Source organism: Hymenobacter antarcticus (genome assembly GCF_039539545.1).
Taxonomy (GTDB): domain Bacteria; phylum Bacteroidota; class Bacteroidia; order Cytophagales; family Hymenobacteraceae; genus Hymenobacter; species Hymenobacter antarcticus.
The window spans coordinates 103,446-115,122 of record NZ_BAABDI010000010.1 but is presented as its reverse complement, the minus strand read 5'-3'; the positions used below and the strand labels follow the sequence as shown (position 1 = coordinate 115,122).

At 59.8% G+C, this 11,677-nt stretch carries 9 protein-coding genes; 4 read left to right on the top strand and 5 right to left on the bottom strand.

The window, feature by feature from the left end:
* Positions 1 to 41: 41 nt before the first annotated feature.
* Together ABD819_RS09300 and ABD819_RS09295 are read left to right on the top strand one after the other, a co-directional pair.
* Positions 42 to 1,280, top strand: a complete 1,239-nt coding sequence (locus ABD819_RS09300; RefSeq protein ID WP_345123423.1) for an ABC transporter permease — start codon at positions 42 to 44, stop codon at positions 1,278 to 1,280.
* A gap of 261 nt (positions 1,281 to 1,541) precedes the next feature.
* Positions 1,542 to 2,318: a helix-turn-helix transcriptional regulator gene (locus tag ABD819_RS09295; protein WP_345123421.1), complete on the top strand. Its 777-nt coding sequence runs from the start codon at positions 1,542 to 1,544 to the stop codon at positions 2,316 to 2,318.
* On the opposite strand, the gene mtaB is transcribed toward ABD819_RS09295, so the two are convergent.
* The gene (gene mtaB / locus ABD819_RS09290; RefSeq protein ID WP_345123418.1) at positions 2,315 to 3,649 is read right to left on the bottom strand and encodes a tRNA (N(6)-L-threonylcarbamoyladenosine(37)-C(2))-methylthiotransferase MtaB; all 1,335 of its coding nucleotides are present in this window, start codon (positions 3,647 to 3,649) and stop codon (positions 2,315 to 2,317) included. The genes ABD819_RS09295 and mtaB overlap by 4 nt on opposite strands.
* A gap of 31 nt (positions 3,650 to 3,680) precedes the next feature.
* Positions 3,681 to 5,507 (bottom strand): LTA synthase family protein, encoded by a 1,827-nt coding sequence (locus tag ABD819_RS09285; protein WP_345123416.1) that lies wholly within the window; start codon positions 5,505 to 5,507, stop codon positions 3,681 to 3,683.
* A 422-nt stretch (positions 5,508 to 5,929) separates the two neighbouring features.
* Between ABD819_RS09285 and ABD819_RS09280 the strand changes: the two genes are divergently transcribed.
* Entirely contained in the window at positions 5,930 to 8,119 is a 2,190-nt protein-coding gene (locus ABD819_RS09280) for a glutamine synthetase III family protein (RefSeq protein ID WP_345123414.1), read from the top strand.
* 226 nt (positions 8,120 to 8,345) lie between these two features.
* Here ABD819_RS09280 and ABD819_RS09275 read toward each other — a convergent pair whose 3' ends face one another.
* Positions 8,346 to 8,918 carry a hypothetical protein gene (locus tag ABD819_RS09275; RefSeq protein WP_345123411.1) on the bottom strand — a complete coding sequence of 191 codons (573 nt, stop codon included), beginning with the start codon at positions 8,916 to 8,918 and terminating at the stop codon, positions 8,346 to 8,348.
* A 414-nt stretch (positions 8,919 to 9,332) separates the two neighbouring features.
* Between ABD819_RS09275 and ABD819_RS09270 the strand changes: the two genes are divergently transcribed.
* Positions 9,333 to 10,310, top strand: coding sequence for an NAD(P)H-quinone oxidoreductase (locus ABD819_RS09270; RefSeq protein ID WP_345123409.1), 978 nt, complete (start codon positions 9,333 to 9,335; stop codon positions 10,308 to 10,310).
* Between the two features lie 128 nt (positions 10,311 to 10,438).
* Here ABD819_RS09270 and ABD819_RS09265 read toward each other — a convergent pair whose 3' ends face one another.
* Both ABD819_RS09265 and ABD819_RS09260 read right to left on the bottom strand, forming a co-directional pair.
* Complete coding sequence (locus tag ABD819_RS09265; RefSeq protein ID WP_345123406.1) at positions 10,439 to 11,047, bottom strand: thioredoxin family protein; 609 nt, start codon at positions 11,045 to 11,047, stop codon at positions 10,439 to 10,441.
* Positions 11,048 to 11,083: 36 nt separating this feature from the next.
* The gene (locus ABD819_RS09260) at positions 11,084 to 11,569 is read right to left on the bottom strand and encodes a redoxin domain-containing protein (protein WP_345123404.1); all 486 of its coding nucleotides are present in this window, start codon (positions 11,567 to 11,569) and stop codon (positions 11,084 to 11,086) included.
* Between the last annotated feature and the right edge of the window lie 108 nt (positions 11,570 to 11,677).

Here is an 11,677-nt window from a genome sequence, read left to right as displayed (position 1 = left end):
CCCTTCCACGATTTCCCGGCTCCCGGCCGGAATCATCGACTATGAGCCCCTTCGAAAACGTTCGTGAAGCCTTCCGTTCCATCCGCACCAACCTGCTGCGCACCATTCTCACGGCGCTTATTCTCAGCATTGGCCTGTTTGCGCTGGTCGGCATCCTCACCGGTATTGATGCCATGAAGAATTCGCTGTCGGAAACCTTCGCCAGCCTCGGGGCCAACTCGTTCGAGCTGCACGCCAAGGGCTATAGCAACCGCGGCCGGCGCGGCGGCGTGCAGGCCAAGCAGTACGCGCCCATCAGCTTTTTTCAGGCCAAGCAATACAAAAAAGCCATGGGCGACGAGGCCCAGGTGGGCGTGTCGGCCTTCATTGCCGGAGCCGTGGAAATGAAAGCCAACGGCATCAAAACCAACCCCAATATGCAGGTTGTGGCAGGCGACGAGAACTACCTGAAAATCCAGGGCTACAACCTGGCCGAGGGCCGCATCTTCTCGCAGGCCGAGCTCAACAGCGGGGCCAATGTGCTGATTGTGGGCGACGAAATCCGCCTCAAGCTGTTTCCCAAGCAAAGCCCGGTGGGGAAATACGTGGCCGCCCTGGGCCGCCGCTTCCTGATTGTGGGCTTACTGGAGAAAAGCGGTGCCAGCATGGGCGGCGGCGGGGCCGACCGCCTGGCGCTGCTTCCCCTCGAAGCCGGCAACCAGATGCCCCGCCAGCGTGCCCTTAGCTTCGACATCAAAACTGCCACCGACCAGTCCGGCACCCTCAATTTTGTGATGGGCCAGGCCACCGGCATCATGCGGGCCGTGCGGCAGGACAAGCTGGGCCAGGAAGACAGCTTCGTGGTCGAAAGCAGCGAGTCGCTGGCTTCATCGCTCGATTCTATTTCGGGCAAAGTGCGGGTAGGGGGCAGCATCATGGCCTTTATCACGCTGCTCGGGGCCAGTATCGCCCTTATGAACATCATGCTGGTTTCGGTGACGGAACGCACCCGCGAAATCGGGATTCGCAAGGCGCTGGGGGCCACGGCCAAGCAAATCCGCCTGCAGTTTCTGATTGAGGCCATCGTTATCTGCCTGCTGGGCGGCTCGCTGGGCATCGTTCTGGGCGTGCTGGGCGGCAACGGCGTGGCCAAATTCGTGGGCTCCGGTACCTTCCTCGTGCCGTGGGTCTGGATGATTGTGGGCCTCGTAATCTGCGTGGGCGTGGGGCTGGCCTCGGGCTACTACCCCGCCAGCAAAGCCGCCGCCCTGGACCCGATTGATTCGCTGCGCTACGAGTAAGGACCACAGATTTTAGCGGATTTGACTGATTACGTAGATTCAGGTGCCCGCTGACCCGAGGTTACTGCTGACCCGCTGACCCGCTGACCCGAGGATGCTTTCTCTTTTTTTCTTAACTCGCTCTGCTCTTAGCGTGGCTCATGGCAGAGCACTCTTCGGATTTGGCAAAGCAGCCAGTGGGCACCTGAATCTGCGTAATCAGTCAAATCTGTTAAAATCTGCGGTCCTACATTTGCACAACTACTCATTTGTGCAAATACTATGGTTGCCTCCGCTTCTGTTCCCATCGACCAGCGCTTTGCGCAGCTTATCAAGCAGTTCGGGCTAACCAAAAACAGCTTTGCTATCTCGTTGGGCAAAACGGCCAGCGTCGTTCAGCACCTCATCGACGGCCGGAATAAACCCGGCTACGACCTGCTGTGTAAGGTTTTTGAGATTTATCCAAATGTGTCGCGCGACTGGTTGCTGCTCGGCCGCGGCCCCATGCTGGTAAGTGGCGAGCCCGCGCCGAGAGCAGTTGCCCCCGTTCCAGCCGCCGCCGCAGAACCCCCGCTCGAACCCATCGATTTATCGGATGTGGAAGTGCCGGTCCCGCGTCGGGCCGTGACCGGCGTTGCGGGCTCCCGCCTCCAACCTGCCGAAATAACGGCCACGCTGGCCCTGGCTGCCGCCGCTAACCAGCCCGTCCGCGCCGCCGCGCCAGTGCCCGTCGAAGTGCCGCAGGTTGCCCCAGTACCAGAGGTGCTCGCCACGCCGCCCGCGCCAACTCAGCCCGCCACGCCGCCCGCGCCAACTCAGCCCCTGCCGCTTCCTGAAGTAGCTCCGGCTGCCTCGGCCGCACCAGCTGCCCCGGCCCCGGCCGCACCAGCACCGGCCGCGCCTGCTGGCTTTTCTCCCGAACTTTACGTGACGGCCGCCCTGCATGCCCAGCACCTGCAGCACCAGCTGGCCCTGGCCGAAATGCGCAACCAACACCTAGTGGAGCAGCAGCAAATGCTGCGCGAAATGCTGGCTATGGCCCGGCAGGCCATGGTTTAGGCAAATACGCCCATCTCTTCGGCTTCCATCAGCCCGAAGGCATTTACGGCACTTAGGCGCAGCATTTTCATCTCGCCTACCAGCAAAGGGTCGTATTTGGCCACCACGCGGATGTAGTTGGGCGTGAATCCTTCCATTTGGCCATCGGTCACATCGTCTTCGAATAGCACTTCGGTTTCCAGGCCCAAGTGCTGCTCGTAGAAAAACCGCTTTTTCTTCTCCGATAAGCTGCGGAGCTGGGTGGTGCGCTCGTGCCGCACCCGGTCCTGCACCCGGCCGGGCAGGGTGGGGGCCAGCGTATCGGGCCGTTCCGAGTAGGGAAAAACGTGCAGGTAGCTGATGGGCAGCTCGTTCAGAAAGTTATACGTGTCCAGAAAGTCGGCATCCGTTTCGCCCGGAAACCCCACAATCACATCAACCCCGATGCAGGCATGGGGCATCAGCTCCTTGATGCGGGCTACCCGGCTGGCGTAGAGCGCCCGCTTGTAGCGGCGGCGCATCAACCCCAGAATCTTGTCGGAGCCACTTTGCAGTGGGATGTGGAAGTGCGGCATGAAGCGCGCTGAGGCGGCCACGGTGTCCAGAATATCGTCGGTGAGCAGGTTGGGCTCGCAGCTGCTGATGCGGAAGCGGCGGATGCCGGCCACCTCGTCCAGGGCCCGCACCAGCTGGGTGAAGTCCTCGCGGCGCTCGCGCTCGGGGCCTTGCAGGCCGAAATCGCCCAGGTTCACGCCGGTGAGTACGATTTCCTTCACGCCGGTTTCGGCCAGTTTCCCCACGCGCTCTACCACGCTGGCCACGCTGCCCGAGCGGCTGCCACCCCGCGCCAGCGGAATGGTGCAGAACGAGCAGGAGTAGTCGCAGCCGTCCTGCACCTTGAGGAAGGTGCGGGTGCGGTCGCCGAACGAGTGCGCGGCATGAAATTCGGTGGCCGCGGAAATGGGCGAGGCGTGAACCTGCCCCGGCTGCCCGGCGGCGGGCTTCTTGAAATCAGCCAGAATATCGACCAGCATGAACTTCTCGGCCGCGCCCAGCACGGCGCTCACGCCGGGAATGTTGGCAATTTCTTGGGGTTTGAGCTGGGCGTAGCAGCCCACAATGGCCACAAAAGCCTCCGGATTGTGCTTCAGAGCCTGCTGCACCACTTTCCGGCACTTGCGGTCGGCGTGGTCGGTAACGGAGCAGGTATTGATAACGTAGAGGTCGGCTCCGGCTTCGAAAGGGATTTTCTGGAAGCCTTTTTCCTCAAACTGCCGGCCAATGGCCGACGTTTCGGAAAAGTTGAGCTTGCAGCCGAGAGTGTAAAAAGCGACGGATTGGGGGGTAGGCATAGTCTCACAAAGGTACGGCTGGCCCGCAGACCTATTTGCGGGCGAAATCCTCCTGCGAAATCTGCTGCATGGCCTGGCTGAGCTGCAGCTGCGCATCGGTCACGCCGGGGTCGCGCTCCCACACCTGGCGGCTCACGTTGTCGAAGGTAATCGTGCCTTGGGGCGAAACGGAGCCAAAGCCGTTATTAAAGCAGTAGTAGGCAAACGGCACCGGGTGGGCCGCGAGCAGGTTACGGCTCCATTCAAAGGCGGCGGCGGGCAGGTGCAGCTGGTGGAGCAGCGTGGCGGCCACATCGGTTTGCGAGCCCAGGGTTGAAACCACCCGGCCCCGGGCCTCGGGCCGCAGCGCGCCGCCCGCCAGCAACAGCGGAATTCTGAACTTGGACGGGCTTTGATTGGCGGAGTTGCCAGGCTGGACGTGGCCGTGGTCAGCTACCAATACCAGCAGCGTATGCGCGTACCAGGGCTGCTGGCGGGCCTGGCGCAGAAACTGGCCCAGCGTGGCATCGGTGTAGGCCACCGAGCTCCGGAACTGGTCAGCTTCGGTCGGGCCGGGGTAGCGGGGCTTCATGGGCACCTCAAAGGGCTCGTGGCTGCTCAGGGTGAAAGCGGTGACGAAAAACGGCTGTTGCTGTTGCTGCAGGTCGCTCAGCACACGGGTGAACAGAATGCCATCGTGCGCGCCCCATTTGGAGTTTTGGTCGGCCGTAGCAAAGTCGCTGCGCTCGGTGAGCTGGTCGTAGCCGGCCGTTTGCAGGTAGCTTTTCATGTTGGCAAACGCCAGCTCGCCCCCGTAGTAGTAGCGCGAGCTGTAGCCGGCCGCGGCCAGCGAGCGGCACAGGTGCGGCAGGTGCTCGTTTTTGCGCGGAAACTTAATAATGCTGGTCGTGGGCTGGTTGGGGTAGCCCGAGAGCAGCGCAACCAGGCCTTTCTGGCTGCGGTCGCCGGCCGCGTATATATTGTTGAATAATACCCCCGTCCGGGCCAGGCTGTCCAGGTTCGGCGTCACGCCCACCTCGCCCCCCACGCTGCCCACCAGCTTGGCCGTGAAACTTTCCAGGATGATGAACAGGACATTGGGCCGGGCCTCGGTGAGGATGGAGGCCGACGAATCGGCCGGGGCCGGAGCCCCCACCGCGCGCGGGTACACGCTGGCCACCAGCCGCCGGGCCGTACTATCGGCCATAAACGGCTGCGGGGGGCGCTCGGCCGCCCGCAGCACCAGCGCACTCATCAGGTTCCAGGGGGCGTTGATGGCGGCATGGTTGGCAAAAGCAATGCGCGAAAAATACACGTCACTCTGGTTCACCGGAATTTGCTGCGTGCCCCCGCGCAAGGGCACCACCAGCAGGGCGGCATAGAGCAGAGCCGCGAACGCGGCCCGGCCGCGCCCGAACCAGCCGGGCAGTGGTGCGAGGCGTCCGGCTATACTCCGGTAAAGCCACCAGCCACCGGCCAGTAGCGTCAGCAGGGCCAAAGCCAGCAGCAGCAGCGGGGCGCTGCCCGCCGAAGCGGCCATTTCGGTGGGCGAATTGAGGTATTGCAGGGGCGTGTCATCCAGCCGAAAGCCCCAGGCGCGGTATAATTCGAGGTCGGCCGTTATCAGGATTGTCAGCACGATGCCTATTGCCGCCGTGTAGCCGCTCAGCAACCGCTGCACCGGAAACCGGGGAAACCCATTCCCTATTATAAGGAGTAAGAACGGCACCACACTCACGTAAGCCGCCGCCGAAGCATCGAGGCGCAGCCCATAACCAAAAGTCCTCAGAACGGTAAGCGCCGAAAGTTGAGCAGTCAGGCCATGCTGGTAACCCAGAAAAAGCGCCCGGGCCAAGCCAAAAAACAGCAACCAGAACAAAAAATAGCGCGGTTGAAACGCAAATCGGTTTTTCACCCTGCAAAGGTAACCTGTAGGGAGGCCTGCATAAATGAGGGGTCAGCGCCTGATTTTTTGAATAATGCTTGTTGAATGGATGAGTTCGAAGAAAGGCAGGATGGAAACGACCCGGCTTCAATCTGCAATTACCAGCTACGAACAAAAGGTGGAAGCTATTGCAAACGATTGGGGCCGGGCTTTTACTGCCGTTTTTGTAACAGATAAGTTAATATTGGGCAGAATGAGGGTGTGAAAAAAGGGGGTAGGGTTAGAAAAAGATGATTTTTGTCAAAAAAGACCTTTTATTCGAAGGCATTTTGATTAAAAGTTCTATTTACGAATTATCTTTGCCCCAGCAATTACAAAAAGTTACCCATACTCTTAGCCCCGCCGGTTTCCATTACATGGCCATTCTCCGTTTTAAAGCCCTAGAACTCGTCAATCAGCGTCGTCCCATTACGGTGGTGCCGGTTGCCGCGCGTCGCTCCGACAGCTTTGGGCAAAATGTATTCAACCTGGAAGCCATGCGGGCTACGATGCCCGGTGATTACTTTAAGAAACTACAGGCGGCCATCAAGCAAGGCGCCACCGTGGAGCACAACGTGGCCGACGCCGTGGCTTCGGCCATGAAAACCTGGGCCATGGCCAAGGGCGCTACCCACTACACGCACTGGTTTCAGCCCCTCACGGGCTCAACCGCCGAAAAGCACGACTCGTTCTTCGACCTGAACTCCGACGGTCGGCCAATCGAAAACTTCAAAGGCTCGGCGCTGGTGCAGCAGGAGCCCGATGCCTCGTCGTTCCCGAACGGCGGCATCCGCAATACCTTCGAGGCCCGCGGCTACACCGCATGGGACCCCACCTCGCCCGCTTTCATCATCGAAACGGTAGGGGCCAAAACGCTTTGCATCCCCACCATTTTCGTGGCCTACACCGGCGAAGCGCTCGATTACAAAGCGCCATTGCTGAAGTCGCTGGCCGTGCTCGAAAAGGCTGCGCTGGAAGTGTGCCAGTATTTCGATAAGGACGTGAGCCGCGTGAACACCACGCTCGGCATTGAGCAGGAATACTTCCTGGTCGACAAGGCGTTGTATGACGCCCGTCCCGACCTCGTGATGACCGGCCGCACCTTGTTTGGCCACGCGCCGGCCAAGGGCCAGCAGCTCGACGACCATTACTTCGGCTCGATTCCGGCCCGCGTTCACGGCTTTATGCTGGAATTCGAAGAGGAAGCTAACCTGCTCGGTATTCCCCTGCGCACCCGGCACAACGAAGTGGCTCCTAATCAGTTCGAGTGTGCTCCGACCTTTGAGGATGCCAACCTGGCCGTGGACCACAACCAGCTGCTGATGGATGTGATGGACCGCGTGGCCGAGCGGCACAACTTCAAAGTGCTGCTTCATGAGAAGCCCTTTGCCGGCGTGAACGGCAGCGGCAAGCACAACAACTGGGCAATGAGCACCGACACCGGCGTGAATCTGCTCGCGCCCGGCCGTCGGCCCAAGGAAAACCTGCAATTCCTGGCCTTCCTCATCACCACCATCCAGGCCGTGCATCGCCACGCCGATTTGCTGCGCGCCAGCATTGCCTCGGCCAGCAACGACCACCGCCTTGGGGCCAACGAAGCGCCGCCGGCCATCATGTCGGTGTTCCTGGGCTCGATGCTGGACTCCGTGCTCGATGAGCTGGAACGCACGGCCAAGCTGCCGCTTGACAAGGGTGATAATATTTACCTGAAGCTAGGCATCGATAAAATCCCCGCGATTCTCCTCGATAACACGGACCGTAACCGGACTTCACCCTTTGCCTTCACCGGCAACAAGTTCGAGCTGCGCGCCGTGGGCTCGTCGGCCAACTGCTCTTCGGCCATGACGGTGCTCAACACCATCGTAGCCGACCAGCTCATCGACTTCAAAACGTCGGTGGATGCGCTCATTGAGCAGGGCAAAAAGAAGGAAGTGGCCATTGTGGAAGTCCTGCGCGAGTACGTGATTTCCTCCAAAGCCATTCGCTTCGAAGGCAATGGCTACTCTGATGAGTGGAAGGATGAAGCGGCCCAGCGCGGCCTGAGCAACATCGCGACTACGCCCCAGGCGCTCGATGCCATTGTGAACGCCAATTCGGCGGCGCTGTTTGCCCGCCACGGGATTTTCTCGGAAGTGGAGCTGCACGCCCGCCACGAGATTTTGCTGGAAGATTACCAGAAGAAAATTCAGATTGAAAGCCGCGTAATGGGTGATTTGGCTATCAACCACATTATTCCAACCGCGCTGGCTTACCAGACGAAGCTGGTGAACAACGTGCGTGGCCTGCGCGAGCTGGGCCTCGACGACGAGCATAGTGAGGTAACGGTGGAAATGATTAAAGCCATTTCCCGCTACGTATCGACCATTAAAACCACCGCCGACGCCATGACCGAGGCGCGCAAGCAAGCCAACAAGATTGGCGATGCCCGTGCCATCGCCGTCGCGTACTGCGAAGAAGTGAAACCAAAATTCGACACCATCCGCCGCGCCGTTGATAAGCTGGAGCAGATGGTGGCCGACGAGGACTGGCCTCTGGTGAAATACCGCGAACTATTGTTCAGCCGGTAAATTCGTCAGCGGACGGAATCGGGTCCGGTGTTGGGTGGGAATTCTCGCCGCGCCCCGGTTTTGAAAGAGCCATCTCGGCTGAGGTGGTTTTTTTTGGAGCGCGGCAACAATCGTTTGCGGTATCGATTGTTTAAGTTGTCAGGCATTAATTGTCAGTTGTTAGTTGGTCGATAAACAGTTGACCAACAACTAACAACTAACAACCCGTTTGCTTTTGAACGACTACTTAAGTCCCTTTCCTGGTGGTAGGTTCTTTGGGCTTTGTGGGTTTGCCGGGGGCATTCTTTGGTGCCGCCAGCAGTAGCGGCAGGCGTGGGGTGGCATCGTCGTCCCCTTCGTCGACAACCTGCGCACTGCTGCCGGGGTCGGGTACCAGCATTTTCCAGGTAGCGCGGCGCAGCTCATCCAGCCGGTCCAGCGATTCGCTGACGGTAGCATTGGCTAGCAGTTTGTCGAAAAGGCCGCTCTTTTTGCCCGCGCTGATGAGTTTCTCAACCACGAAAGGCAATACCCAGCCCACCACATTAGAGGCCAAGGCCCCGCGCAAGCCCAGGCGAAGCAGCAGGCGCACGGTCATTTGCTCGATGAGCAGAACGCGGGCGGCGGGCAGGGCTTTGTCGGCCAGGAAATCAGCCACCAGCCGGAGGTTGCCTTTTTCTACTTCCGCCCGGAGCACCTCCTGCACCGAATCGAGGGCACGGGCTGCTAGTTGGCGAAAGAGCCGGCCGGTCTGCCAGGCGGCTAAGCCGGTGAAGCGGGCGGCCCCGAGAAGCGAGGGAATAAAGCGGGGCGTTTTCATGAATACAATTTCAAAATCGGGTTTTTGCGCGTCGGATAGGGAACGTGACGAGCAGGAGTTGGGTTAGGCCGTGCCTGCAAATTGAGTTGAAGGGTTTGCCATAAAAACGACTTTTGGGGCTGGCGCGCGTCCCAGACGCGCTGCCGCCTGGCTTCGAGCCTTCGGCTCGGACGTGCGGACGATTTTGCCGGCCCGGCCGCGAGTTGTTCACCCGCGAGCCGGAGGCTCAGAACCAACAGGCAGCGCGTCGCAGACGCGCGCCAGCTCCGACTGCGTAACATCAGTAAATAAAATTGGCCGGCGACATTCTGGAAAGTTAAAGCGGCCCTTCGGGGCCGTTTTGCGTTAGCAACGGTAGTGTTTTGCTTTCCGGATTGAGCCTGTGTTAGTGGCTCGCACCATCCCATGATTTTTATGAATTCCATTGTTATTCAGCACCCCGGTGGTCCGGCCGTGCTCAAGCTCCAGCCTCAGCCGATGCCTCAGCCAGCCGGCCACGAAGTGCTGATTCGGGTGCGGGCTGCCGGCGTGAACCGCCCCGATGTGCTGATGCGCCAGGGCAAATACGCGGGCACCGGCGATGTATCGGGCCTGGTGCCCGGCCTGGAAATAGCCGGAATTGTGGAGCAGTGCGGCGCGGAAGTGACGCGCTGGCAGCCCAACGATGCGGTGTGCGCCCTGCTGCCGGCCGGCGGCTACGCCGAATACGCGGTGGTGGATGCCCGGCATTGCCTGCCCATCCCAGCCGGTTTGAGCATGATGGAGGCCGCCGCGCTGCCCGAAACCGTGTTCACGGTGTGGCACAACGTGTTTCAGCGGGGTGCTTTGCGGGCTAGCGAAACGCTGCTGGTACACGGGGGCAGCAGCGGCATTGGCACCACGGCCATTCAGCTGGCCAAGGCGCTGGGCAGCCGCGTCGCCATCACGGCCGGGGACGCGGCCAAGTGCGCCGCCTGCCGGGAGTTGGGCGCCGAGTGGGCCATTAACTACAAAACGGAGGATTTTGAGGAAGTCCTCAAAGCCGAAGGCGTGGATGTCGTCCTCGACATGGTGGGCGGCGAGTACATCGCCAAAAATCTGCGCCTGCTGAAAGATGACGGCCGCCTGGTTTTCGTGAATGCGATGCAGGGCAGCAAGGGCGAATTCAACGCCTTGGAGGTGATGCGCCGCCGTATCAGCATCACGGGCAGCACGTTGCGGCCCCGCTCCGCCGATTTCAAAGCCGCCCTGGCGGTGGAGGTGGAAAAGCACGTCTGGCCGCTGGTTGAGGCCGGTGCCTTTCGGCCGGTTATCTATAAAACCTTTGCGCTGGCTGATGCAGCCGCGGCCCATGAGCTGATGGAAAGCAGTGCGCACATCGGCAAAATTGTGCTGGAAGTGGGCGCGGAATGAGCTAAAAAGCAGAACGTCATGCTGAGCTTGCCGAAGCATCTCTGCCGCGCAAGTAATTTATTTACTATTGCGGTAGAGATGCTTCGACTTCGCTCAGCATGACGTTCGTTTTTATGGCTATCAGCGCTTTACGCCTGCTTCCACTTAATGGTGCAGCCGATGGCTTTGGTCGAATTAGTAGCGGGCGCTTTGCCGGCCATAATTTCAGTCAGGGCATTTTCCACGTATTTCGTCTTCACCAGCTTGGCGTCTTCAGAGTTGTCATCGATGGCACCGATGTAGGAAACCACGAAATCTGAACCTTGGCGCGTGAGTATGTACAGGTGCGGCGTGCGGGTAGCGCCGAAGGTTTTGGCTACTTGCTGCGATTCGTCGTGCAAATAGGGGAAGGCATATTTCTTGGTTTGCATGGCGGAGTAGGAGTCGCCGGGGACTTTGCTGGCATCGTTGGGATTGATGGCCACCACCGGGTAGCCAAGCGGCGCATACTTGGTATTGAGGTCCACGATGCGGCTTTCGTAGGCTTTGGCGTAGGGGCAGGTGTTGCAGGTGAACACCACGATGTAGCCTTTGGCCGCCTTGTTATCGGCCAGGGATACCATCTTGCCGTTGGTGTTTTTCAGCTTGAAATCGGCGGCTTTATCGCCCACTTTGTAACCATCGGCGTTGGGACGCATGATGAAGCTGCTCAGCAGCAGGGCGAAGCAGAGAGCGAGCAGGGGCAGGGCTTTTTTCATAGTGCAGGTTGATTGAGGGTTGATGAAAAAGGATGATTACAGAAACTTTCGCAGCGCGGCAGTCAGCTCCGCTTGCGATAATTCTTTTTCGAACGCAGCACGCTGCTTGGTTCTGTTGTTGATGATGAGGGTGAAGGGCAGGGCCCCCGACCATTTGGCATCCACTTTAGCGAGCCAGTCGTTAGGGTCGGGCTCGTTGAGCACCAGCACTTCCGATTTCAGCCCGCGCTTCCGCACGAAGGGCTTGATTTTCTTGTCGACCTGCGAGGCATAGTCCAGGCTCACCAGCAGCACCTTTACTTTTTTGCCGGCATTGGCGGCACGGACATGCTCGAAATTGGGCAGCTCCTTCACGCAGGGCGCGCACCAGGTGGCCCAGAAATTCACCACGTACGTGGTGTCAGTGGGGCGCGTCAGGCGCTTTTGCAGCTCCGGAAACTTCACGACAGTCACATGCTGGGCGAAGCCGGGGGAGGCCAGCAGCAAGCCGACAACGAAAAGAATAGGGGTTAGACGGGGCATCTTAAAATAGGCGGACATTGTGCTCATAGACAGTGAAGCCGGGGTAGAAGTTGCGGCGCTGGAAAGCTCACGCCACCGCGTACAGCTTTACCTTTGCACTACGGCGCA